The organism is Pantoea sp. SGAir0215 (assembly GCF_043543215.1).
Window position 1 is genome coordinate 571,261 of the sequence record NZ_CP028031.1, and the last position, 24,447, is coordinate 595,707.

Annotated in this window: 17 protein-coding genes, 1 tRNA gene and 3 rRNA genes; 5 read left to right on the top strand and 16 right to left on the bottom strand. The window is 53.0% G+C overall.

Annotation, left to right across the window (positions count from 1 at the left end; all coding sequences use genetic code 11):
• Positions 1–242 precede the first annotated feature (242 nt).
• The 4 genes from polA to C1N64_RS02840 all read right to left on the bottom strand — a co-directional run bounded on the left by polA (position 243) and on the right by C1N64_RS02840 (position 5,370).
• Complete coding sequence (polA, locus tag C1N64_RS02825) at positions 243–3,026, bottom strand: DNA polymerase I (protein ID WP_375094240.1); 2,784 nt, start codon at positions 3,024–3,026, stop codon at positions 243–245.
• 381 nt (positions 3,027–3,407) lie between these two features.
• On the bottom strand, positions 3,408–4,037 hold the full coding sequence (dsbA, locus tag C1N64_RS02830) for a thiol:disulfide interchange protein DsbA (protein WP_006121321.1): 630 nt from the start codon (positions 4,035–4,037) through the stop codon (positions 3,408–3,410).
• Positions 4,038–4,062: 25 nt separating this feature from the next.
• Positions 4,063–5,049: a serine/threonine protein kinase gene (locus C1N64_RS02835; RefSeq protein ID WP_006121320.1), complete on the bottom strand. Its 987-nt coding sequence runs from the start codon at positions 5,047–5,049 to the stop codon at positions 4,063–4,065.
• A 45-nt stretch (positions 5,050–5,094) separates the two neighbouring features.
• Positions 5,095–5,370, bottom strand: coding sequence for a YihD family protein (locus C1N64_RS02840; protein WP_006121318.1), 276 nt, complete (start codon positions 5,368–5,370; stop codon positions 5,095–5,097).
• 71 nt (positions 5,371–5,441) lie between these two features.
• On the opposite strand from C1N64_RS02840, the gene mobA reads away from it, so the two are divergent.
• Both mobA and mobB read left to right on the top strand, forming a co-directional pair.
• Positions 5,442–6,032: a molybdenum cofactor guanylyltransferase MobA gene (mobA, locus tag C1N64_RS02845; protein WP_033738021.1), complete on the top strand. Its 591-nt coding sequence runs from the start codon at positions 5,442–5,444 to the stop codon at positions 6,030–6,032.
• Complete coding sequence (gene mobB / locus C1N64_RS02850) at positions 6,014–6,523, top strand: molybdopterin-guanine dinucleotide biosynthesis protein MobB (protein ID WP_205952450.1); 510 nt, start codon at positions 6,014–6,016, stop codon at positions 6,521–6,523. The genes mobA and mobB overlap by 19 nt, the downstream gene beginning before the upstream one ends.
• Positions 6,524–6,797: 274 nt before the next feature.
• Here the strand turns inward: mobB and rrf are convergent.
• The 4 genes from rrf to C1N64_RS02870 form a co-directional block, all read right to left on the bottom strand.
• Positions 6,798–6,913: ribosomal RNA gene (gene rrf, locus C1N64_RS02855) — 5S ribosomal RNA — on the bottom strand.
• 103 nt (positions 6,914–7,016) lie between these two features.
• Positions 7,017–9,922 (bottom strand): 23S ribosomal RNA (locus tag C1N64_RS02860).
• 351 nt (positions 9,923–10,273) lie between these two features.
• Positions 10,274–10,348: transfer RNA gene (locus C1N64_RS02865), tRNA-Glu, on the bottom strand.
• A gap of 92 nt (positions 10,349–10,440) precedes the next feature.
• Positions 10,441–11,982, bottom strand: a 16S ribosomal RNA gene (locus tag C1N64_RS02870).
• The 16S, 23S and 5S rRNA genes sit together here with 1 tRNA gene alongside, the layout of an rRNA operon.
• A gap of 536 nt (positions 11,983–12,518) precedes the next feature.
• Here C1N64_RS02870 and mdtD point away from each other — a divergent pair.
• Positions 12,519–13,919, top strand: a complete 1,401-nt coding sequence (mdtD, locus tag C1N64_RS02875) for a multidrug transporter subunit MdtD (protein WP_006121179.1) — start codon at positions 12,519–12,521, stop codon at positions 13,917–13,919.
• Here mdtD and rbsR read toward each other — a convergent pair.
• From rbsR to C1N64_RS02910, 7 genes are all read right to left on the bottom strand, one after another.
• A complete protein-coding gene (rbsR, locus tag C1N64_RS02880) occupies positions 13,916–14,899 on the bottom strand; it encodes a ribose operon transcriptional repressor RbsR (protein WP_033737206.1) in 984 nt (327 codons plus the stop codon). The two genes, mdtD and rbsR, sit on opposite strands and share 4 nt — an antisense overlap.
• Before the next feature lie 13 nt (positions 14,900–14,912).
• Positions 14,913–15,842 (bottom strand): ribokinase, encoded by a 930-nt coding sequence (gene rbsK, locus C1N64_RS02885; protein WP_006121181.1) that lies wholly within the window; start codon positions 15,840–15,842, stop codon positions 14,913–14,915.
• Between the two features lie 61 nt (positions 15,843–15,903).
• A complete protein-coding gene (gene rbsB, locus C1N64_RS02890) occupies positions 15,904–16,779 on the bottom strand; it encodes a ribose ABC transporter substrate-binding protein RbsB (protein ID WP_033737208.1) in 876 nt (291 codons plus the stop codon).
• A gap of 26 nt (positions 16,780–16,805) precedes the next feature.
• Positions 16,806–17,777: a ribose ABC transporter permease gene (gene rbsC / locus C1N64_RS02895; RefSeq protein ID WP_006121183.1), complete on the bottom strand. Its 972-nt coding sequence runs from the start codon at positions 17,775–17,777 to the stop codon at positions 16,806–16,808.
• Complete coding sequence (gene rbsA / locus C1N64_RS02900) at positions 17,774–19,282, bottom strand: ribose ABC transporter ATP-binding protein RbsA (protein ID WP_006121184.1); 1,509 nt, start codon at positions 19,280–19,282, stop codon at positions 17,774–17,776. The genes rbsC and rbsA overlap by 4 nt, the downstream gene beginning before the upstream one ends.
• Before the next feature lie 7 nt (positions 19,283–19,289).
• A complete protein-coding gene (gene rbsD / locus C1N64_RS02905) occupies positions 19,290–19,709 on the bottom strand; it encodes a D-ribose pyranase (protein ID WP_006121185.1) in 420 nt (139 codons plus the stop codon).
• 182 nt (positions 19,710–19,891) lie between these two features.
• Positions 19,892–20,293, bottom strand: a complete 402-nt coding sequence (locus tag C1N64_RS02910; protein WP_006121186.1) for a YgiW/YdeI family stress tolerance OB fold protein — start codon at positions 20,291–20,293, stop codon at positions 19,892–19,894.
• A gap of 160 nt (positions 20,294–20,453) precedes the next feature.
• Here C1N64_RS02910 and qseB point away from each other — a divergent pair, with 160 nt between their 5' ends.
• Together qseB and qseC are read left to right on the top strand one after the other, a co-directional pair.
• Positions 20,454–21,125: a quorum sensing response regulator transcription factor QseB gene (gene qseB, locus C1N64_RS02915; RefSeq protein WP_006121187.1), complete on the top strand. Its 672-nt coding sequence runs from the start codon at positions 20,454–20,456 to the stop codon at positions 21,123–21,125.
• Positions 21,113–22,453 (top strand): quorum sensing histidine kinase QseC, encoded by a 1,341-nt coding sequence (gene qseC / locus C1N64_RS02920; protein WP_174250599.1) that lies wholly within the window; start codon positions 21,113–21,115, stop codon positions 22,451–22,453. Before qseB ends, qseC begins: the two co-directional genes overlap by 13 nt.
• 31 nt (positions 22,454–22,484) lie before the next feature.
• Here qseC and kup read toward each other — a convergent pair whose 3' ends face one another.
• Entirely contained in the window at positions 22,485–24,353 is a 1,869-nt protein-coding gene (kup, locus tag C1N64_RS02925; protein ID WP_006121188.1) for a low affinity potassium transporter Kup, read from the bottom strand.
• Positions 24,354–24,447: the final 94 nt, after the last annotated feature.

The following is a 24,447-nucleotide window of genomic DNA, read 5'->3' on the forward strand; positions in this document are numbered from 1 at the left end:
ACGCCTCGAACTTTACCTGATTTTTTGTGAGCAACAAAGGTTTTTTTGTTACTCCCATTCATTTTCCGCCACTTTTTTTACTATGCTCGTCACAAAAATGAAGATGACATGTAGTTAAATTATCAAAAAAATGGTGGAGGCAGAGTCAGTCATTCCTTCATGATGCTGAGAAAACCTGAATGGTTGAACGGGCCACGTTTCTCACCGGGCGCTAACGCATCACGTCAGCGCCGGTTGCTTACTTAGTGTGCCTGCTCCCAGTTATCCCCTACCCCAACTTCAACCAGTAAGGGCACATCCAGCGCCATACTGCCTTCCATTAGCGTACGAATCTGCTTACTGGCCGCTTCAACGGCCTCCTCTTTGATTTCGAACACCAGTTCATCGTGCACCTGCATAATCATCTTCACTGCGTCGCTTCGCTGTTCCTGTAACCAGTTATCAACCGCGATCATCGCGCGTTTAATGATATCGGCCGCCGTTCCTTGCATGGGGGCATTGATTGCGGCGCGTTCTGCCGCTTTACGTCGTATCGCATTGCTGGACTTGATGTCAGGCAACCACAGGCGACGCCCGTCCAGCGTTTCGACATAACCGTTACTCGCGGCGAGCTGACGCGTATTTTCCATGTAGCGCAGGACGCCTGGATAGCGCTCGAAGTACAGATCCATATATTTCTTCGCCTCACCTGCACCGATATTCAGCTGGCGGGATAAGCCAAATGCACTCATACCGTAGATGAGACCAAAATTGATGGCCTTCGCGCTGCGACGTTGTTCACCCGTCACCTTACTGAGCGGTACGCCAAACACTTCCGCTGCGGTAGCCCGGTGGATATCTTCTCCCTGCGAGAACGCGTCCAGCAGGCCTTTATCCTGCGACAGATGGGCCATGATACGCAGTTCAATCTGCGAGTAGTCCGCCGCGACGATGCGGTTGCCCTTGCCTGCTACGAAAGCCTGGCGAATGCGCCGTCCTTCGTCATTCCGCACCGGGATGTTTTGCAGATTAGGATCGGTAGACGATAAACGTCCGGTCGCGGTGACGGCCTGATGGTAAGACGTATGCACGCGACCGGTTACAGGATTGATCATCAACGGCAGCTTATCGGTGTACGTGGACTTCAGTTTTGACAGCCCACGGTGCTCCAGAATGACTTTCGGTAATGGATAGTCCAGCGCCAGCTCTGCCAGCACTTCTTCGCTGGTCGACGGCGCACCACCCGGCGTTTTCTTGGTGGGCTTGATGCCCTGCTTTTCAAACAGGATGACCTGCAGCTGCTTCGTGGAAGAGAGATTAAACGGCTCGCCCGCCAGTTCATGCGCTTCACGTTCCAGTTCAGCCAGGCGCGCTGTCAGCTCTTTTGAGTGCTGCGCTAAGATGGCCTGATCGATCAACACACCATTACGCTCAATGCGCGAAATGACCCTGAGCAACGGCATCTCGATCTGTTCGAACACCTTTTTCGGGCCGGCTTCTTTCTCAAGCTCAGGCCACATCTTCAGGTGCAACTGCAACGTGACGTCAGCATCTTCTGCCGCATAATGCGCAGCCTGCTCAAGGGCAATCTGATTAAACGTAAGCTGATTTTTACCCTTACCGGCGATCTCTTCGAAGGTGACCGTTTTATGATTCAACCAGCGTGCCGACAGGCTGTCCATATCATGTTTGCCCACCACGCTGTTCAGGATGTACGACTCAAGCATGGTGTCATATTTAATGCCTGCTAACTCAATATCGTAGTTCTTAAGGACACCGCGATCGTACTTGAGGTTTTGCCCCACTTTGCTGACATCAGGATCTTCCAGCAGCGGTTTGAGCTGTGCGAGCACCGCATCGCGATCAAGCTGCTCGGGCGCATCAAGATAATCATGCGCGACAGGAAGATAAGCCGCTTCGCCTGGCGCGATGGCGAAACTGAGACCCACAATGTTGGCTGTTAACGTGTCCAGCGCATCGGTTTCAAGGTCAAACGCGAAAACGTCGCTTTTTTTCAGCTTCTCAACCCAGTTGTCCAGCGTTTGCTGATCCAGGATGGTGACATAACCCTCGGCAGACAAGACGCTTGTGGCTTCCGCCTTTACAGGCTCATCGACAAGAACCTGTTGGGCCTGTCGGTTGCTTTTCTTACCCTGCAGCCATTTTCCCTCTTGCAGGTCGGTCAACCAGCGCCTGAACTCGTAACGGCTAAACAGCGCCTGCAAGGCCTGAATATCCGGTTCACCGACGGTGAGCGCCTCACAAGGCTGATCCAGCGCTACATCCGTTTTAATGGTCGCAAGTTGATAGGAGAGAAACGCCACCTCGCGGTTTTGTTCCAGCTTTGTGGCCATAGTTTTGGCACCACGGAATGAAAGATCGGCAACTTTATCGAGATTATCGTAGATCGACTGCATCCCTCCCAGTCCCTGTAGCAGGGCCTGAGCCGTTTTTTCACCCACGCCTGGTACGCCTGGAATGTTATCTGAGCTGTCGCCCATCATCGCCAGAAAATCGATGATCAAGGTGGGTGGCACACCATACTTTTGCTCAACTTCTTCCGGCCCAAGAATGGTGTTAGTCATCGTATTGATTAACGTTATCGCTGGCGTCACCAGCTGCGCCATATCTTTGTCGCCCGTACTGATAAGGACAGAGTAACCCTTTTTTTCGGCTTCTAGCGCCAGCGTACCAATCACATCATCCGCTTCGACACCGCTGACGGCCAGCAGAGGCAATCCCATCGCACGCACCATTTCGTGTAACGGCTCAATCTGTGACCGCAGATCGTCGGGCATGGGCGGGCGATGAGATTTGTAATGTTCAAACAGCTCATCCCTGAAGGTTTTGCCTTTAGCATCAAACACCACAGCAACATGTGTAGGGCTGTATTGAACCAACAGGCTTTTAAGCATGTTCAGCACGCCATACATAGCACCGGTAGGCTCTCCTGCACTGTTCGTCAGCGGCGGGAAAGCGTGGTACGCGCGATAAAGATAGGATGAGCCATCAACCAAAATCAGGGGGTTTTCTGCTATTTGCGCCATATGTCTGTGTATTCTTCGTTGCCATGGATTGGTCTATAAGGATGCCACACCTTGGCGAAAAGGGTTAATCAAGACAAACGGGAAGTTGTTTTTTTGGTGCTGCAGCCTTTTGGATCGTAACGATCTTCCTGTGGATAACTTTGTGCGTAAAAATCATATCAATCATTTATTTATATCATAGCGATCCCAGCCAGCAATTATACTTGTTTAAAATTAGTAACTTAAAACAAAACCGTGATGTGATCGTGATTTTTGACGGCATGTCTGCTTGTGTGGATAGAAAAACTGTGCTTCTCCAGTCCAGCAGAGATAAGGTGAGTGATGGCAAAAGAAAACGCCAGCGAATGCTGGCGTTTTGCGGAAGATGATAGCAAAAAACGCTTATTTCTTTTCGACCAGGAATTTAACAACGTTGGCATAATCCGCCACGAAGTTTTCCATTGAGCTCGTATCCAGTCCACCATTATTAACCATGTATTTGCCGTTAATAAAGATAGCGGGAACACCGCGCAGATCCACATCAGCGGCCGCTTTTTGCTGCTGGGCAACCAGCGCTTTTACTGCAAAGCTGTTCCAGGCCGAATCATATTGCTCAGAGGTAATGCCTGCGGCTTTGATGAAAACGTCTTTCAGACTGGCGGGATCGGTAATGGTCTGGGTTTTCTGAATACCGTCGAAAATAGGTGCCGTGACTTTATCTTCAACCCCCAGCGCCATGGCCACAGCCCATGCGTGCGTGACAACCGGCCCCAGCTCGCCGCCCAGGAAATCAACATGGTATTTAACCATTTTGGTATCCGCTGGCAGGTTCTTTTTCACCGCATCACTGACATGATAGATTTCTTCAAACTGGTAGCAGTGAGGACAGAAAAAAGAGAAAAACTCCATGACCTGCGGTTCACCGGCAACCGGCTTAGGCAGGCTGACATATTGTTTACCTTCAGAGAATTGTGCAGCAGATGCGCTGAAGGCCAGCACCAAACCCATCAGTGCAAAAAATATTTTCTTCATTGGGGAAAACTCTCCTGACTTGTCATTAAAATTGCGGGGTCAGCTGCAACGGGGGTTCCCGCAACACCTTTTCCTGCTCGATAAACTGCAAAATTTGCCTGCGCCAAAAATCCTCATCGGTCATCCAGGGAAACGCGCGCGGAAAGGCGGGGTCCTGCCAGCGGCGAACAACCCAGGCCAGATAATAAATCATGCGCATCGCACGTAAAGGTTCAATCAGTGACAATTCGTTAATATCGAAATCACTGAATTCACTATAGGCTTCCAGCAGAATATCCCACTGGATCCGCTGCTCCTGCTTATCGCCGCTGATCAACATCCACAGATCCTGAACGGCCGGGCCATTGCGGGCATCGTCGAGATCGACAAACAGGGGGCCGTCCCGCCACAGGATATTGCCTGGGTGGCAATCACCATGTAATCGTAACGGCTGCCAGTTGTCGTGCCAGCATTGACGGAGTGTCATACCCAGCTTATCAACGGCCTCTGACAGTGCACTGCGCAGCGACGCGGGCACAAGTTCAGCGTTTGCCAGCACATCCCGGGGCTGATCCAGATATTCATCAAGCCCCATTGAGGGGCGGTGCCGGAACAGATTTTTTCGGCCAGTTTGATGCATGCGGCCCAAGAAGCGCCCAACCCATTCCATCTGATCGTCGTTATCGGTTTCATATTGTCGGCCCCCGAGGCTGGGGAAAACCGCAAAGTAAAAACCCGCATGCTGTTGCAACGTATTACCCTTAAGAACCAGGGGCGCAGCAATGGGCACTTCATCGCCGAGTAAATCGTGAGAGAACTGATGCTCCTCAGTAATCTGCTCAGCTGACCAACGCTGTGGTCGGTAAAACTTGGCCACATAGCGCTGCCTGTTATCATCGCTAAACTGATAAACGCGGTTTTCGTAGCTGTTCAGGGCCGTAAGACCGGAGTCTACCCGAATACCTGTTTCCCAAAGCGCATCAAGCAGGACATCTGGATTGAGCGTTTGAAAATTAAAGGCGGCATCACTCATGGTTATCCCTGTGCTTATCTTTACTGTGAACGGCTAAGGATAACACTACTCATCATTTTTAATGACTCCACGTGCACGTAGCAGCGCCGTTTTAAAATCAACTTCATAATCTTTTTTCAGTCCGGGAATCTGATCATGGCTGGCAGAATCACGCATTTTTAGATGATAAATCAATATGTCATCGCTTAATTCACTTAATGGGCCAACGAAACCGGACGCCTGAGCCAGTTTTTGTAAAAATGCCAGCAGGTTAAGATCAGGTTCTTTTTCCCAGGCAGGTTGCAGGAGTTCGAGCAGTTCACTCAGCCGATGCGTTTTCATGATAATTCCTTTATGCAGGTGGTCCGCTGCCGCAATGTGAGTATCGTCCAGATTTGAGTCAGGAGACGAAAATGACAGCCATTACCGGGGTAATCCTTGCAGGTGGACAAGGTCGCCGTATGGGAGGACAGGATAAAGGGTTAATAATGCTGCAAGGTAAACCACTTTATCAGCATGTTCTTCAGCGGTTAAAGCCGCAGGTAGACATTGTGTTAATAAGCGCCAACCGTAACATTGATCGTTATCAGATAAGTGGTTGTCAGGTCGTGGCTGACACCATGCAGGACTATCCCGGACCACTGGCAGGTATGCTGAGCGGTTTGCGAAACAGTCCTACTGAGTGGGTTGCGTTTTGCGCGTGCGATACACCTGATATTCCCGGCGATTTTGTTGCGCGTCTTTGGCAGCAGCGTAACAGCGCACCTGTTGTCTGGGTGCAGTCATCCGAACGTGATCATCCGACTCTGGCGCTGATGAATCGGGCGCTGATCGGCGATCTTGAAGCGGGCCTGTTACGTGGTGAACGCAGGCTTATGCAATTTATGCGTGAACAGGGTGGGCATCCCGTACTGTTCAGTGATGCGGAATCAGCTTTCCGCAATATTAATACGCCTGACGATCTGGTTAATCGGGAGAAATCATCATGCCCGTCCCGTTATTAGCGATTGTCGCCTGGAGCGGAACCGGTAAAACCACGCTGCTTGAGCAGGTTATACCGCTGTTGAAAGCGCAGGGAATACGAGCAGGACTGATCAAACATACGCATCATCAGATGGATGTTGATACGCCAGGTAAGGACAGCTATCGGCTGCGAAAAGCCGGTGCCGATCAGGTTATTGTCGCCAGCGATCGGCGCTGGGCGATGATGTGTGAAACGCCAGAGCAGCCCGTTAGTCTGAGGACGTTAGCCTCACGAATGGATAGTACGCAACTGGATTTGGTGCTAGTAGAAGGCTTCAAAGATGAGCCCGTGCCCAAAATGGTGCTTTGGCGATCGGGTGTTAAAGGGGAGTTGGTCGATCTGCTGGATGAGCATGTCGTGGCGGTTGTCACTGACGACCTTTCGCGGAAGCCGGATGTGCCCACTGTGGATATCAACCAGCCCGGAGAGGTTGCTGCGTTTATCATGACATGGCTGGAAAAGGCCAGTTAAGGGAACGAGATACAGGGCGCGTTATCTCTGACAGGTATCGGCTGAGACGTCGTATGGGGTTGTACGAGGGCGGCGTCGGAAGATAAACGTCATGACGGTCCCGCATACATGCAGAGGCAAGGTAAACGGTCAGGGCAGGACCAGGGAGGAGACCGGCAGGCAGCAACAGAGCTCTGCCCTGAAGCCCGCAGAGGTCCGGCAGGCCCCGCTCTCTCCGGACGGCGGACGTAAAAAAGCCCCGTACTTCCGTACGGGGCTTTTTTACTTTATTGATGCCTGGCAGTTCCCTACTCTCGCATGGGGAGACCCCACACTACCATCGGCGCTACGGCGTTTCACTTCTGAGTTCGGCATGGGGTCAGGTGGGACCACCGCGCTAAAGCCGCCAGGCAGATTCTGTCTGCCGCACCGCCCCCTCGGGCCGCACGGCGTTATCCGGTAAACAAGGCTGAAAATTCTTCTGTCTCTCAACCCAAAACGCCTCTGGCGTTGTAAGGTTAAGCCTCACGGGTCATTAGTACCGGTAAGCTCAACGCATCGCTGCGCTTACACACCCGGCCTATCAACGTCGTCGTCTTCAACGTCCCTTCAGGAGACTTAAAGTCTCAGGGAGAACTCATCTCGGGGCAAGTTTCGTGCTTAGATGCTTTCAGCACTTATCTTTTCCGCACTTAGCTACCGGGCAGTGCCACTGGCGTGACAACCCGGACACCAGCGGTGCGTTCACTCCGGTCCTCTCGTACTAGGAGCAACCCCCCTCAATTCTCCAGCGCCCACGGCAGATAGGGACCGAACTGTCTCACGACGTTCTAAACCCAGCTCGCGTACCACTTTAAACGGCGAACAGCCGTACCCTTGGGACCTACTTCAGCCCCAGGATGTGATGAGCCGACATCGAGGTGCCAAACACCGCCGTCGATATGAACTCTTGGGCGGTATCAGCCTGTTATCCCCGGAGTACCTTTTATCCGTTGAGCGATGGCCCTTCCATTCAGAACCACCGGATCACTATGACCTGCTTTCGCACCTGCTCGAGCCGTCACTCTCGCAGTCAAGCTGGCTTATGCCATTGCACTAACCTCCTGATGTCCGACCAGGATTAGCCAACCTTCGTGCTCCTCCGTTACGCTTTGGGAGGAGACCGCCCCAGTCAAACTACCCACCAGACACTGTCCGCAGCCCGGATCACGGGCCCACGTTAGAACACCAAACATTAAAGGGTGGTATTTCAAGGACGGCTCCACGCAGACTGGCGTCCACGCTTCAAAGCCTCCCACCTATCCTACACATCAAGGCTCAGTGTTCAGTGTCAAGCTGTAGTAAAGGTTCACGGGGTCTTTCCGTCTTGCCGCGGGTACACTGCATCTTCACAGCGATTTCAATTTCACTGAGTCTCGGGTGGAGACAGCCTGGCCATCATTACGCCATTCGTGCAGGTCGGAACTTACCCGACAAGGAATTTCGCTACCTTAGGACCGTTATAGTTACGGCCGCCGTTTACCGGGGCTTCGATCAAGAGCTTCTCCTTACGGATAACCCCATCAATTAACCTTCCGGCACCGGGCAGGCGTCACACCGTATACGTCCACTTTCGTGTTTGCACAGTGCTGTGTTTTTAATAAACAGTTGCAGCCAGCTGGTATCTTCGACTGGCCTCGGCTCCGGGAGCAAGTCCCCTCACCTACGCGCCAGCGTGCCTTCTCCCGAAGTTACGGCACCATTTTGCCTAGTTCCTTCACCCGAGTTCTCTCAAGCGCCTGGGTATTCTCTACCTGACCACCTGTGTCGGTTTGGGGTACGATTTCGTGTTACCTGATGCTTAGAGGCTTTTCCTGGAAGCAGGGCATTTATCACTTCAGCACCGTAGTGCCTCGTCGTCACGCCTCAGTGTAAAGTGCACCGGATTTGCCTGGCGCACACACCTACACGCTTAAACCGGGACAACCGTCGCCCGGCCGATATAGCCTTCTCCGTCCCCCCTTCGCAGTAACACCAAGTACAGGAATATTAACCTGTTTCCCATCGACTACGCCTTTCGGCCTCGCCTTAGGGGTCGACTCACCCTGCTCCGATTAACGTTGAACAGGAACCCTTGGTCTTCCGGCGACAAGGTTTTTCACCTTGTTTATCGTTACTTATGTCAGCATTCGCACTTCTGATACCTCCAGCATGCCTCACAGCACACCTTCAGCGGCTTACAGAACGCTCCCCTACCCAGCAACGCTTGCGCGTCGCTGCCGCAGCTTCGGTGCATGGTTTAGCCCCGTTACATCTTCCGCGCAGGCCGACTCGACCAGTGAGCTATTACGCTTTCTTTAAATGATGGCTGCTTCTAAGCCAACATCCTGGCTGTCTGTGCCTTCCCACATCGTTTCCCACTTAACCATGACTTTGGGACCTTAGCTGGCGGTCTGGGTTGTTTCCCTCTTCACGACGGACGTTAGCACCCGCCGTGTGTCTCCCGTGATAACATTCTCCGGTATTCGCAGTTTGCATCGGGTTGGTAAGCCGGGATGGCCCCCTAGCCGAAACAGTGCTCTACCCCCGGAGATGAGTTCACGAGGCGCTACCTAAATAGCTTTCGGGGAGAACCAGCTATCTCCCGGTTTGATTGGCCTTTCACCCCCAGCCACAGGTCATCCGCTAATTTTTCAACATTAGTCGGTTCGGTCCTCCAGTTAGTGTTACCCAACCTTCAACCTGCCCATGGCTAGATCACCGGGTTTCGGGTCTATACCCTGCAACTTAACGCCCAGTTAAGACTCGGTTTCCCTGCGGCTCCCCTATACGGTTAACCTTGCTACAGAATATAAGTCGCTGACCCATTATACAAAAGGTACGCAGTCACACCACGAAGGTGCTCCCACTGCTTGTACGTACACGGTTTCAGGTTCTGTTTCACTCCCCTCGCCGGGGTTCTTTTCGCCTTTCCCTCACGGTACTGGTTCACTATCGGTCAGTCAGGAGTATTTAGCCTTGGAGGATGGTCCCCCCATATTCAGACAGGATACCACGTGTCCCGCCTTACTCATCGAACTCACAGCCTGTGCACCTTTGTGTACGGGAGTATCACCCTGTACCCTGCGACTTTCCAGACGCTTCCACTGATGCACAAGCTGATGCAGGTTCTGGGCTCCTCCCCGTTCGCTCGCCGCTACTGGGGGAATCTCGGTTGATTTCTTTTCCTCGGGGTACTTAGATGTTTCAGTTCCCCCGGTTCGCCTCATGCCGCTATGTATTCACTGCATGATAGTGTGACGAATCACACTGGGTTTCCCCATTCGGGTATCGCCGGTTGTAGCGGTTCATATCACCTTACCGGCGCTTATCGCAGATTAGCACGCCCTTCATCGCCTCTGACTGCCAGGGCATCCACCGTGTACGCTTGGTCGCTTAACCTCACAACCCACAGGCGTTTATCTGTTTACCGTAACGGCTGCGCGTAAAGAATGCATCGTTGCGCGGTGCTCGCCATGCTCACGTACTTCAGTACGCTCCGCTGGCTGTGCGCCGACGCGCCTTGCTTTCTTTACTGCTCGCGCGCTACTGCATAACAGTTGCTTGTAAGCTGTAAGCTTTTGAGAGACCCGAACGCATCGTGCTGTGTTCCTTATTACGGAGGAACACGACGTGCGTCGTTTCAAATTTTCAGCTTGTTCCGGATTGTTAAAGAGCAAATATCTCAAACGTGACCCTGAGGCCAGTTTTGAGATACTTCGTGGAGACACCTTTCACCTGTCACCAAGCAAGTGGCGTCCCCTAGGGGATTCGAACCCCTGTTGCCGCCGTGAAAGGGCGGAGTCCTAACCGCTAGACGAAGGGGACACGTACGTGTGTCTCGGCTTCGCAGCCGTCTTGCTTCTTCAGCTTTCTATCAGACAATCTGTGTGAGCACTTCGCACGAAGGTATCTTCAGGTAAGGAGGTGATCCAACCGCAGGTTCCCCTACGGTTACCTTGTTACGACTTCACCCCAGTCATGAATCACAAAGTGGTAAGCGCCCTCCCGGAGGTTAAGCTACCTACTTCTTTTGCAACCCACTCCCATGGTGTGACGGGCGGTGTGTACAAGGCCCGGGAACGTATTCACCGTGGCATTCTGATCCACGATTACTAGCGATTCCGACTTCACGGAGTCGAGTTGCAGACTCCGATCCGGACTACGACGCACTTTATGAGGTCCGCTTGCTCTCGCGAGGTCGCTTCTCTTTGTATGCGCCATTGTAGCACGTGTGTAGCCCTACTCGTAAGGGCCATGATGACTTGACGTCATCCCCACCTTCCTCCGGTTTATCACCGGCAGTCTCCTTTGAGTTCCCGACCGAATCGCTGGCAACAAAGGATAAGGGTTGCGCTCGTTGCGGGACTTAACCCAACATTTCACAACACGAGCTGACGACAGCCATGCAGCACCTGTCTCAGCGTTCCCGAAGGCACCAATCCATCTCTGGAAAGTTCGCTGGATGTCAAGAGTAGGTAAGGTTCTTCGCGTTGCATCGAATTAAACCACATGCTCCACCGCTTGTGCGGGCCCCCGTCAATTCATTTGAGTTTTAACCTTGCGGCCGTACTCCCCAGGCGGTCGACTTAACGCGTTAGCTCCGGAAGCCACTCCTCAAGGGAACAACCTCCAAGTCGACATCGTTTACGGCGTGGACTACCAGGGTATCTAATCCTGTTTGCTCCCCACGCTTTCGCACCTGAGCGTCAGTCTTCGTCCAGGGGGCCGCCTTCGCCACCGGTATTCCTCCAGATCTCTACGCATTTCACCGCTACACCTGGAATTCTACCCCCCTCTACGAGACTCAAGCCTGCCAGTTTCAAATGCAGTTCCCAGGTTAAGCCCGGGGATTTCACATCTGACTTAACAGACCGCCTGCGTGCGCTTTACGCCCAGTAATTCCGATTAACGCTTGCACCCTCCGTATTACCGCGGCTGCTGGCACGGAGTTAGCCGGTGCTTCTTCTGCGGGTAACGTCAATTGCTGAGGTTATTAACCTCAGCACCTTCCTCCCCGCTGAAAGTACTTTACAACCCGAAGGCCTTCTTCATACACGCGGCATGGCTGCATCAGGCTTGCGCCCATTGTGCAATATTCCCCACTGCTGCCTCCCGTAGGAGTCTGGACCGTGTCTCAGTTCCAGTGTGGCTGGTCATCCTCTCAGACCAGCTAGGGATCGTCGCCTAGGTGGGCCGTTACCCCGCCTACAAGCTAATCCCATCTGGGCACATCCGATGGTGTGAGGCCCGAAGGTCCCCCACTTTGGTCTTGCGACGTTATGCGGTATTAGCTACCGTTTCCAGTAGTTATCCCCCTCCATCGGGCAGTTTCCCAGACATTACTCACCCGTCCGCCACTCGTCACCCGAGGAGCAAGCTCCTCTGTGCTACCGTCCGACTTGCATGTGTTAGGCCTGCCGCCAGCGTTCAATCTGAGCCATGATCAAACTCTTCAATTTAAAGTTTGATTTGCTGCAACCAGTGCAGCGATGCTCAAGGAAAACGTCGTAATGAATTTCACTACGTGTTCACTCTTAAGACTTGATATTTTTTGCGTCCGGAGACGCGGATATCAATCCTGCGAGTGCCCACACAGATTGTCTGATAAATTGTTAAAGAGCAGTGCAACCAGCGGGTTAACCGTCTGTTGCGAGGTGGCGTATATTACGCTTTCCTCCTTCAGAGTCAACTTCTTTTTCAGAAGTTTTTCTCCGGCGAAAACTCCGGGGAGTTCTCTGCTGAACACCGCGTTACGTAAGCCGTTGTGCCGTGTCAGTGGAGGCGCATTATAGGGCGTTCTTTCTGGGTGACAAGCATTAATTATAAAAAAATGACTGAGCGATTCATTTTTAAACGAACGGGGTAAAAAGCAACACATCCTGCGTAAATAACGCACGGAAATCACCACATATCGGTTGAAAGAGGCGTATTGTGCATTTCTGCCAATGCTATTCTTTTTTATATTCTTTGCCGAAGACATTACGAAGGACGCTCAATGATTAAATCCGCGCGCAGTATGGCCGGTCTGCCATGGATTGCCGCTATGGCCTTCTTTATGCAGTCACTGGATGCCACGATACTCAATACCGCGCTGCCCGCGATCGCTACCAGCCTTGAACGTTCCCCGCTAGCCATGCAGTCCGCCGTTATCAGCTACACCTTAACTGTTGCCATGCTTATTCCGGTTAGTGGATGGCTTGCAGACCGCTTTGGCACACGCAAGATCTTTATTATTGCCGTTTCGCTGTTTACGCTGGGTTCACTTGCCTGTGCCTTATCGCCCTCCTTATCAATACTGGTCACATCGCGCGTTATTCAGGGCGTGGGTGGCGCGATGATGATGCCCGTCGCGCGGCTGGCACTTCTGCGTGCCTATCCCCGTAGTGAACTCTTACCTATTCTCAACTTTGTCACCATGCCGGGATTAGTCGGACCGATACTAGGGCCGTTGCTGGGGGGAATCATGGTGACCTATGCCACCTGGCACTGGATCTTCCTGATAAACATTCCGATAGGTCTGCTCGGCATCGTCTATGCACGTAAATTCATGCCTGACTTCACGACACCAAAGCGCCGCTTCGACTTTCTGGGATTTTTATTGTTCGGCATTGGATTAGTGATGATCTCTACCGGCATAGAGCTGTTTGGTGAGCGTATTGTCTCACCCTGGCTTGCGGCAGGCGTTCTGACTGGCGGCGTTGTCTTGTTGCTCCTCTATATAGCCCATGCCCGGCGTCATCCCTCGCCGTTGATCAATCTGCCCATGTTTAAAACACGCACATTCTCGGTAGGCATCATTGGTAACATCGCTTCGCGGCTGGGCACTGGTTGCGTGCCGTTTTTGATGCCGCTGATGCTTCAGGTAGGATTTGGCTATTCTGCGATTCTGGCTGGCTGCATGATGGCCCCCACAGCCATTGGCTCCATTCTGGCTAAACAAAGCGTGACGCAATTACTGCGCTGGTTTGGCTATCGCCGCCTGTTAGTCAGTATTACGATGATCATTGGCGTGATGATCGCCAGCTTCTCGCTGCAGTCACCTTCTGAGGATATTGCGTTCTTATTAATTCCACTCTTTCTGTTAGGTATGGCGATGTCCACCCAGTTTACGGCAATGAACACCATTACCCTGGCTGATTTGGATGACGACAATGCCAGTGGCGGCAACAGTGTACTCGCGGTGACACAGCAGCTCGCGATCAGCTTTGGGGTGGCCGTGAGTGCAGCTGTCCTGCGCTTTTATCAGGAATTTGATAGCACGACAGTAGAACAGTTCCATTCTACCTTTCTGACGATGGGCATCGTCACCGTCCTGTCAGCGCTGACGTTTACGATGCTGCGCAATGGCGACGGACGCAACCTGATTAAAAATCGCGATAAAAAGAAGAAAGCTTAAACCGATCCCCGCGGAACCAGTTCCGGCGTCAGTACCAGCGTCTGCTGGCTGACGTCGGGATTACTCAGACGATAAATCAACGTATCAATAGCCAGTTCACCCAGCTCATCTTTCGGTTGATGAATGGTGCTCAGCGGCGGCGACATATAGCGCGCCAGTTCCACGTCATCATATCCCATCACCGCCATATCCTGCGGAATCTGCAAGCCGGCCTGATGTAGTGCATGGTAAACCCCAACCGCCATCGCGTCGTTGCTGGTAAAAACGGCATGCGGTGGGGTATCCAGCGCCAACAGTTCGAACATGGCGTTATAACCGCCCGCAAACTCAAAGTCACCGCTCACGACATAGTCTGGCGGGACCTCCAGACCGTTTTTCTGCATTGCCTGATGAAAACCTTCAAGGCGCATGCGCGCCGGGGTTTTATCAAGCGGCCCGGAAATACAGGCGATTCGCGAATATCCGCTGTCAATCAGATGCTGTGTCGCCAGTTCACCCCCCAACAGCGCGTTATCCTGAATGATATCGCCCCGCCCTTCGAAAGGCGCCCAGTCCATCATCACCATAGGAATAGAAGGATAACGATTCAGGATTTCCGCCGACGGTAAATGGCTTTCCGTGCACATAATCAGCAAACCATCGACCCGCTTTTGCAGCAAGGTTTCCAGGCTACGATTCATACGGTCTTCGTCCCCGGCGGTATTGCACAGAATCAGGCTGTATCCACGCTCATAACAGCTGTCTTCAACACCACGTACCACTTCGGCATAAAAGGGGTTACTGCTGGCGGTCAGTAGCATGCCGATCGTATGGGTTTGGTTAAGCTTGAGGCTACGAGCCAGTGCCGACGGCGCATAGTTCAGATCGCGAATCGCCTGTTCGATTTTTTCACGCACCCCATCGCTCACAAAACGATTCTTGTTGATGACGTGTGAAACCGTTGAGGTGGAGACGCCCGCCAGCCGGGCGACATCTTTCATCGTAGCCAAGCGCTTAACCCTGTTGCTGTAAAAAGTCGTCGATCTCGGCACGCCAGGGTACAGAGGGCTGTGCTCCCGAACGGGTTACCGCAATTGCCGCAGCAGCGTGCGCAAAGCGAACGGCATCCAGCATGGCCTTGCCTTCAAGACGTGCTGTGATAAACGCGCCGTTAAACGTATCACCCGCCGCAATCGTATCTACGGCTTTCACGTCAAAACCCGCAACACGTTGCCCCTGGCCCTTTTCACTCAGCCAGACGCCACGGCGTCCCAGGGTGATCAAGACAGTGGGGATGCCTTTATTATGTAACGCAGCCGCCGCACGCGCAGCGTCCTCATCATTTCTGACGGCGATTCCTGTCAGGATTTCAGCCTCAGTCTCGTTTGGCGTAATCACGTCAACCAGCGCTAACAGACTGTCCGGCAGAGCCGTTGCTGGCGCAGGATTCAAAATGACCTGCGTCTGATGCTGTCGGGCAAGGGTTGCCGCCGCTACCACGCTGTCCAGTGGCGATTCAAGCTGCATCAGTAATGCGTCAGCCCCGGCGATAACCTGCTGGTGACGCGCGACGTAGGCTGGCGTTAACGCGGCATTCGCACCGGAATAGATGCCTATATTATTTTCGCCTTCGCCATTGACGAAGATCATCGCAACGCCCGTCGATTCACCCTCAATGACCTCTACCGGCTGGGTATCAATCTTATCCTGCGCGAGTTGCTGACAGACACGTTCACCAATGTCATCGGCACCGACACAAGCAATAAAGGCAATATCAGCGCCCGCACGGCCGGCAGCAACAGCCTGATTGGCGCCTTTACCACCAAACGCAATCTGATATTTCTGCCCGATCACCGTTTCGCCGGGACGGGGAAAGTGTGCCAGGTTAAGGATATGGTCAGCATTGATGCTGCCGAGAACGGCCAGTTTTGCGTGTTTGCTCATTGGGAGAGTCCGAAATAAGTGCGCCACCGATGGGTGGCGCAGTGCCCTGCTTTTCTTTGATTTATTTAGTAACCAGTTTCAAATCAACTGGATAAACTGCCTGCACTTTTTCGCCTTTCAGCACTTTATCAGCAGTCTGAACGCCGATCATGCCAATTTTCTCTGGCATCTGAGCAACGGTCGCCGCCAGCTTACCGCCTTCAACGGCTTTCACACCATCTGGCGTGCCGTCAAAGCCCACCACCAGCACATCGGTCTTGCCAGCAGTCTGCAGTGCACGCAGGGCACCCAGTGCCATTTCGTCGTTCTGGGCAAATACCGCCTGCACATCTGGATGCGCCTGCAACAGGTTCTGCATCACGTTCAGGCCTTTAGTACGGTCAAAGTCAGCAGGCTGGCTGGCCAGAACCTTGAACTTGTGTGCATCAACGGCTTTCTGGAAGCCTTCGCCACGTTCACGGGCTGCTGAAGTTCCCGCGATCCCTTCTAATTCGATGATTTTCGCGCCATCACCCAGTTTACGGGCAATAAAGTCACCTGCCATTTTTCCGCCGAAGCGGTTATCAGATGCAACATGGCTTACCACGGTACCCTGAGCCGCCACGCGATCCAGCGTGATAACAGGGATTTTTGCCTGGTTAGCCAGCTTGATGGCATTGCCTACAGAGTCAGAATCGGTTGGGTTGATCAGCAGTGCTTTGGTGCCGCGAACCGTCAGATCCTGCACGTTAGCCAGTTCTTTCGCAGGGTTGTTCTGTGAATCCAGCACGACCAGGTTGTAACCCAGTTTGTCCGCTTCTTTTTGCGCGCCGTCTTTCAGGGACACAAAGAACGGGTTATTCAGCGTAGAGATAACAAGGGCAATGGTATCTTTCGCCATTGCGCTGGCGCTGAGGGTTGCGCCAAGAATGACAGCGAGTGCAGTTAACTTTTTCATCATTTTATCCTGTATAAGAGTCTGAGTTATTTGCTGCTTTTATTATCCACCAGCACCGCCAGCAGAATAACGACTGCTTTGACGATCATCTGGTAGTAGGAAGATACACCCATCAGATTTAATCCATTGTTTAAAAAGCCAAGGATTAATGCGCCAATTAAGGTGCCAACGACGCGGCCTTTACCGCCTGCCAGACTCGTTCCGCCCAGCACGACAGCCGCGATAGCGTCCAGTTCATAGCCTGTACCCGCTGTTGGCTGGGCAGAAGACAGACGCGCCACTTCAATCGATCCCGCCAGCGCGGCCAGCATGCCAGACAATGAGTAAACAATAACTTTCACACGGTTAACGTTGATGCCGGAGAGACGCGTGGCCGCCTCATTACCGCCCAACGCATAAATATAGCGACCCAGGCGCGTGTGATGCAGCATGTACCAGGCGGCGACAAACACCAGCGCCATCAGCCAGACCGGGGTTGGAATACCCAGCGGACGACCAATACCAATCCAGCCAAACAGATCGGCATTATCGTTGAAACCGGTATTGACCGGACTGCCGTTGGTATAAACCATGGTGACGCCGCGCAGCAGTAACATCATGACCAGCGTAGCGATAAACGCCTGCACCTTGCCCCGCGCCACGATGGTTCCCGTGACCGCACCTATCGCCGCGCCCAGCACCAGGGAGGCTGCAACGGCAACAAAGGCATTCACCTCCATGCCTACCAGCGAGGCGGCCACCGCGCCCGTCAGCGCCAGCAGCGAGCCGACGGAAAGATCGATGCCGGACGTTAAAATGACCAGGGTCATTCCCACAGCCATGATGGCATTGACCGATGTCTGCTGAAGAATGTTGAACAGGTTGGCCACAGTAAAGAAATTCGGGCTCTGGCTCGCCACCACAGCAATCAACACAATCAGCGCAATCAGCGATTTTTGCTCAAGTAGCCAGGCTTTGCTGAACCAGCGACGGTTAGATGGAACGGTTTGGGTGGTCATACAACTAAATCCTCACTGTGTTGCTTACCGACGGCTGCTGCCATCAGGCTTTCCTGGGTAGCTTCTTCACGGCTAAATTCGCCGCTTAAACGGCCTTCATGCATCACGACAATACGGTCACTCATGCCCAGCACCTCTGGCATTTCTGACGACACCAGGATGATGCTCAGCCCTTCAGCTTTGAACTGATTAATCAGCTGATAGATCTCTTTTTTGGCCCCGACGTCCACGCCGCGCGTCGGTTCGTCAAGAATCAACACGTTAGGGCGCGTCATCAATCCACGGGCTATCGCCACCTTCTGCTGATTCCCGCCCGATAACAGGCCAATCGGCTGCTCCATCGACGGCGTTTTCACGTTAAATAAGCGAATGAAATCTTTTACAGCGAGCTGCTCTTCCGCATGGCGCAGTCTGCCAGCCGGGTGACTGAAATAGCGTAAGGCGGTAAGCGACATGTTTTCTTTGACTGACATGCCTAACACCAGGCCATCGCGCTTGCGATCTTCGGAGATATAAACGATGCCGTTAGCCAGGCCATCCTGAGGAGAACGGATCACGACTTCACGTCCACTCAGCCAGACCTGCCCCCCGGTACGGGGCAAGGCACCATACAAAATTTTCATTAACTCTGTCCGGCCTGCGCCCATCAGGCCCGATACGCCGAGAATTTCGCCTTTACGTAAGGTAAAGCTGACGTCATCCACGCCAGGGCCGCTGAGGTTCTGAACCTTAAGACGAATTTCGCCGGGCGCCTCATCCAGATGGGGATACTGATCTTCTAATTTGCGTCCCACCATCATTTCGATCAGGCTCTCTTCGCTCATCTCGGCGACCGGACGCTCTGCAATAAATTGCCCGTCACGGAAGACCGTCACGTCATCACAAATCTCAAAAATTTCTTTCATGCGATGAGAGATATAAACGATGCCGCATCCTTGCGCCTTCAGTTCATTGATCACCCGGAACAAGGACAATGTTTCAGTATCCGTCAGCGCATCCGTGGGCTCATCCATAATGATGACTTTCGATTCAAAGCTCAGAACCTTGGCAATTTCGACCATTTGTTGATCGCCGATGGATAAATCGCCCACCAGCTTGTGACTGCTAAAACGCAGATTCAGGCGTTTCAGGAGCGCATCCGCCTCCGCATACATCCGCTTCCAGTTAATGCGACCAAAACCATTAATGAATTCACGCCCAAGAAAGATGTTTTCTGCCACAGTCAACTGCGGGATCAGGTTGAGCTCCTGATGGATAATGCCGATACCGGCTTCCTGCGAGGCTTTCGGTCCACTGAAGGTGGTTTCTTCGCCCAGCCACTGTAGTGATCCGGCGTCACGGGTATAAATCCCGGTCAGCACCTTCATCATGGTGGACTTGCCGGCGCCATTCTCACCGACTAATGCCATAACGCGTCCTGCCCAGACGGACAGCGACGCGCCATTTAATGCTTTCACGCCCGGAAACGCTTTTTCGATGCCTTTGAGCTGCAGTAACGGTTGCATAACGGCCTCAGAAGGTCACACCGGCACTCAGGATGACATTCGCATACGGAGAGCACTCTCCGCTGCGAATGACCGCCTGGCTACGTTGTGTTTGTTGTTTAAACTGTTCATGACTGATGTAGCGGATGGTAATGCGATTTCCCTGGTGCTGTTGCAATGCGTCGAGCACGGCGATCAGTTCGCTATGGAGCTGCGGATTGTGTTGCTTAATTTCTTCCGCGATAAAGGCGCTTTCCACCTGCATCTCATGCGTTACCGCTTCCACCACCTGCATGAAGCCTGGCGTACCCGGTATCAGTGCCAGATCGATACGCTGCGTTTCTGCCGGAATGGGCAACCCCGCATCAGCGATCGTCAACGTATCTGTATGGCCCAGGCGGGCGATAACGTAAGAGAGTTCAGCGTTTAACAGGCGACCTTTTTTCATTTTTCCACTCCAGAGCGAAACGTTTCGCTTTCTGGAGTGTATAAAAAGAAGGTTACAATTCAACCACTGGAGAAGAAATTTGTGATCGCTATCGAAACGTTTCGATATTGCCGGAGGGGATTTGAGTTAGGGACTGTTATGAAAGGAAAACCGGACCGTCAATACGGTCCGGTCACGGGTGATTAAGGAAGCTTCTTAACCTGTTTCACATCCAGTTCAATGCTGTTGAAGTCTTTATCCAGTTCACCTGTCAGCTCAACCCGATCTTTCGGCGAAACCGTGACGCCATTCCAGCGTTTATGGTCGATCTCGACCGTCATTGTGCCGCTTTCATCGCGGAACAAATAATCTTCGTTACCCGTTTGTTTTTCAAGCTGGCCCCTTACGGTAATCCAGCTGTCATCTTTCATCGCTTCAGCCTGCTTCACCGTCACGACGCTGGTGTGATCGGCGTGAAAACCACCCTGCTGCGTGTGTGCTGCCGGTGCAGGCGCATTCGGGTCAACAAAACCGCCTTGTTGTGCCGCCAGTACAGGCGCAGACGCTAACAGTGTTACAGCGATAAGTGCAGCATACTTTTTCATTTCGTCACCTCTTGTCTGTGAATCCGTTCTTTCAGTGAAAGCAGTAAACCACACAGTTCTTAACAGGATCTTAAGGGGAAAATATCCTCTTTTTTTAGCCAGACTCGCTGTACAACCGCCATTTCGCTTCGTATAAATCGCTTATTAAAAGGGAGAGACGATGCGCATTTTACTGATTGAGGACGATCGCCTGATCGGCGACGGCATTAAGGCTGGACTCAGCAAGCTGGGGTTTAGCGTCGACTGGTTTGTCTCAGGCGAGGCCGGATTTCAGGCCCTGAATGCCGCCCCGTGGGATGCGGTTGTGCTTGATTTGTCCCTGCCGGAGCGTGACGGGCTGGACATTCTGCGTCAGTGGCGTCAGCAGGGCTACGATGTCCCGGTACTCATTCTGACGGCGCGCGATGCACTCGACCAACGGGTTGAAGGATTACAGATGGGCGCGGACGATTATCTGTGCAAACCCTTTGCGCTGACCGAAGTCGCCGCGCGTTTACAGGCACTGATTCGACGACGCCACGGGCAACTGCAACCCGAACTGCGTCACGGCGATGTCGTATTGATCCCCGGTAACCTCAGCGTGGTACAAAACGGGGCCAGCGTTGAACTAAAAAGCCGCGAGATGGCGCTGCTGGAACTGTTTATGCGTAACCCGGGGCGCGTGCTGACGCGCAGCCAGTTAGAAGAAAAACTTTACACCTGGGATACCGAGGTTTCGAGTAATGCGGTGGAGGTGCATATTCATCATCTGCGCAGGAAATTAGGCCAACGCTTTATTCGCACGATTCACGGCGTGGGCTATACGCTGGGGGAAAGCGAATGCGATCGATGAGCTTATTCCTGCGTCTGGGCATTGGCCTGATGTTGATACTCGGCATCTGCTGGGGAGCGGCCACGCTGAGCGCTCGCTACCAGACGCGCGAAACGATCAATGAGCTGTTTGATACGCAGCAACTGTTACTTGCAAAGCGCCTGCTGACGCTGAATTTCACCTCAGTGAACGAAACCTCGCTTCCCAGGAGTAAAAAAATACTGCCCCATAACCGGGGCGAACAGGATGATGATGCGCTGGCCTTTGCCGTCTTTACGCGTGATGGAAAACCGGTCCTCAACGATGGCGATAACGGCAAAGATCTTCTCTTTAATGCCGATCATCAGGGCTTTCTGAATGGTCAGCTCAGGGACGATGACGATCCCTGGCGGTTAGTCTGGCTGACCACGCCCGATCAACGCTACCGCGTAGTGGTGGGTCAGGAATGGGAATACCGGGATGACATGGCCAACGATATCGTGAAGACCAGCACGCTGCCCTGGCTGATTTCACTCCCCTTTATGCTGCTGATGTTAACGGGCCTGGTCTGGTATGAACTCCGCCCGCTAAAAAAGCTCAGCCAGCAACTGGCTCAACGCGCACCTGATGATGATGCGCCTTTACAGGCTGACCGCGTGCCGAAAGAGGTGCGCCCGGTCATTGACGCGCTGAATGGGCTGTTTGGTCGAATTCATACGATGGTGCAGCGGGAACGCCGCTTCACGTCCGATGCGGCGCACGAATTACGCAGTCCGCTGGCGGCCCTGCAGGTACAAAGCGAGGTCATCCAACTGGCCGCCGATGACGAGGCAATGCGCACGCATGCACTTCAGCAGTTGGATGCGGGCATTGTCCGGGCGACACGTCTGGTGGATCAGTTACTGACGCTGTCGCGCATTGAAGCAGAGGATGCCCGTAACGCGTTCCAGCCTGTCATGCTGAAGAAAGTGGCGCAGGAAACCCTGGCCTCACAGCTGCCGCTGGCAGAGAAAAGTGATATCCGGTTGCGCTTCAATGCTGAAGCCGATCCGGTCATTTCGGGACATCCCTTGCTGCTGTCTTTGCTGATAAGGAATCTGCTTGATAACGCCATTCGTTATACACCGCCAGGCAGCAACGTAGATCTGATTCTTCAGTCAGGAAGATTGCGAGTGGAAGATAACGGCAACCGTTTATCACCCGACGCGCTACAACGACTGGGTGAGCGTTTCTGGCGTCCGCCAGGGCAGGAGAAAAGCGGCAGTGGATTAGGTTTATCTATTGTGCGCAATATTGCCCAGTTACATGGCATGACGCTGCACTTCAGTCAGCTTCCGGAAGGCGGGCTGTGCGTCAGCCTGAGCTGGTAAAAAAAAGCGCCTGACAGGCAGGCGCATGCTGTTAAATCTCGACCTGGGTACCCAGTTCAATCACCCGGTTAGGCGGAATCTCAAACTGATCGGGCGCACGTAGCGCATTGCGCTGTAGCGTCATGAACAGCTTGCCGCGCAGTCGCAGATACCATGGCCGTTTGCCGATAATCAGCGACTCATGAGACATAAAGAATGAGGTCTCCATCATGCGGCAGTTCAGTCCCTCCAGCCCACAACGATGGAAAATCTCCTCTACGTTTGGCGTTTCACGCCAGCCGTAACTGGCTACCACACGCCAGAAGGTCGGCGACAACTGTTCGATAGTCACGCGTCTGACGTTATGCACATAGGGCGCGTCTTCTGTGCGCAGTGTTAATAACACCACGCGTTCGTGCAGCACCTTATTGTGCTTAAGGTTATGCAGCATGGCAAAAGGGATCACATTTAGTGCGCGTGACATATAAACCGCCGTTCCGGGCACGCGCACAGGCGGCGATTTTTCCAGAGAAGCAATCATTGCCTCCAGAGAGTTGCCGTGTTCATGCATACGACGCAGCAAACGGAAGCGTTCACTCTTCCATGTCGTCATCACGATAAACATCATCAATGCCAGAGTCAGCGGCAGCCAGCCACCGGAGAAAATCTTGATCAGGTTGGCCGAGAACAGGGATACGTCAATGCACAGCATGGCAATCAAAATCAGTCCAACCAGATAGCGATTCCAGTGCCAGTTCATTATCGCGACGGTCGCGCAAAGCACAGAGGTCAGCACCATTGTGCCCGTGACCGCAATCCCGTACGCCGCAGCAAGATTACTCGAATGCTCAAAACCAATAATCACAATCACCACAGAGAAATAGAGCAGCCAGTTAATGATTGGGATATAGATCTGGCCTGACTCTTTTTCTGAGGTATGAACAATGCGCATGGGCGGCAGATAGCCGAGACGCACGGCCTGTCGGGTTAACGAGAATACGCCGGAAATAACCGCCTGCGAGGCGATGACGGTGGCTAACGTTGCCAGAATCAACATGGGGACAAGCGCCCAGTCGGGTGCCAGCAGGAAAAACGGGTTTTTGATCGCTTCCGGGTGTTTCAGCAACAGCGCACCCTGACCAAAATAGTTGAGCACCAGCGACGGCAGCACCACCACAAACCACGCCAGACGAATAGGAAACTTACCGAAGTGCCCCATGTCTGCATACAGCGCTTCAACGCCCGTAATCGCCAGCACAACGGCGCCAAGCGCAAAGAAGGACACCGATTTATATTCCACAAAGAAGTGCAGCGCCCAGTAAGGATTCAGCGCCTGGAGTACCTCAGGATTGTTGGCAATGCTTCGTGCGCCCAGTATTGCCAGCACGATAAACCACAGCAGCATGACCGGCGCAAACAGTTTACCGACAATCCCTGTACCGTGTTTCTGGATAATAAACAGCAGCGTAAGCACGGTGATTGCCAGCGGAACAATATAGCTGTCCAGGTTGGGCGCGGCGATTTCCAGCCCTTCAATCGCTGACAGGACGGAGACGGCTGGCGTAATCACCACTTCGCCATAGAAGAAGCTGCCGCCAATCAGTCCCATAATTACCAGCGTTGCCGTTATGCGCCCGCCCGTATGTCGGCCCGCCAACGACATCAGCGTCAGAATACCGCCTTCTCCGGCATTATCAGCACGCATAACGTAGCTGATGTATTTCAACGAGACCACCAGCACCAGCAGCCAGAAAATCAGCGAAAGAAAGCCAAAGACGGCATCCCGTTCAACGCCAAAACCAAACTGTCCCGAAAGACATTCGCGTAAGGTATAAAGCGGGCTGGTACCGATATCGCCATAGACGACCCCAATAGCCGCCAGCGTTAATCCGCCTAGTGAGTGCTTATTATCAGAGCTCATAAAATGATCTTTTGTTAGATTCTGAGAGGCGCTCAAGCCATCAAAAAGCGCACAGTATGCACGTATTCACGAAAATTTATACTCCGCCGTCAGG

Bases quoted from the DNA above. Each gene is read 5' to 3' on its own strand.
- mobA (WP_033738021.1), top strand. From the start codon at position 5,442: ATGACAGCCATTACCGGGGTAATCCTTGCAGGTGGACAAGGTCGCCGT.
- qseB (WP_006121187.1), top strand. From the start codon at position 20,454: ATGCGCATTTTACTGATTGAGGACGATCGCCTGATCGGCGACGGCATT.
- rbsB (WP_033737208.1), bottom strand. From the start codon at position 16,779: ATGAAAAAGTTAACTGCACTCGCTGTCATTCTTGGCGCAACCCTCAGC.
- C1N64_RS02835 (WP_006121320.1), bottom strand. From the start codon at position 5,049: ATGAGTGATGCCGCCTTTAATTTTCAAACGCTCAATCCAGATGTCCTG.
- polA (WP_375094240.1), bottom strand. From the start codon at position 3,026: ATGGCGCAAATAGCAGAAAACCCCCTGATTTTGGTTGATGGCTCATCC.
- mobB (WP_205952450.1), top strand. From the start codon at position 6,014: ATGCCCGTCCCGTTATTAGCGATTGTCGCCTGGAGCGGAACCGGTAAA.
- rbsK (WP_006121181.1), bottom strand. From the start codon at position 15,842: ATGAGCAAACACGCAAAACTGGCCGTTCTCGGCAGCATCAATGCTGAC.
- rbsC (WP_006121183.1), bottom strand. From the start codon at position 17,777: ATGACCACCCAAACCGTTCCATCTAACCGTCGCTGGTTCAGCAAAGCC.
- rbsR (WP_033737206.1), bottom strand. From the start codon at position 14,899: ATGAAAGATGTCGCCCGGCTGGCGGGCGTCTCCACCTCAACGGTTTCA.
- qseC (WP_174250599.1), top strand. From the start codon at position 21,113: ATGCGATCGATGAGCTTATTCCTGCGTCTGGGCATTGGCCTGATGTTG.
- rbsD (WP_006121185.1), bottom strand. From the start codon at position 19,709: ATGAAAAAAGGTCGCCTGTTAAACGCTGAACTCTCTTACGTTATCGCC.
- dsbA (WP_006121321.1), bottom strand. From the start codon at position 4,037: ATGAAGAAAATATTTTTTGCACTGATGGGTTTGGTGCTGGCCTTCAGC.
- kup (WP_006121188.1), bottom strand. From the start codon at position 24,353: ATGAGCTCTGATAATAAGCACTCACTAGGCGGATTAACGCTGGCGGCT.
- rbsA (WP_006121184.1), bottom strand. From the start codon at position 19,282: ATGCAACCGTTACTGCAGCTCAAAGGCATCGAAAAAGCGTTTCCGGGC.
- C1N64_RS02840 (WP_006121318.1), bottom strand. From the start codon at position 5,370: ATGAAAACGCATCGGCTGAGTGAACTGCTCGAACTCCTGCAACCTGCC.
- mdtD (WP_006121179.1), top strand. From the start codon at position 12,519: ATGATTAAATCCGCGCGCAGTATGGCCGGTCTGCCATGGATTGCCGCT.
- C1N64_RS02910 (WP_006121186.1), bottom strand. From the start codon at position 20,293: ATGAAAAAGTATGCTGCACTTATCGCTGTAACACTGTTAGCGTCTGCG.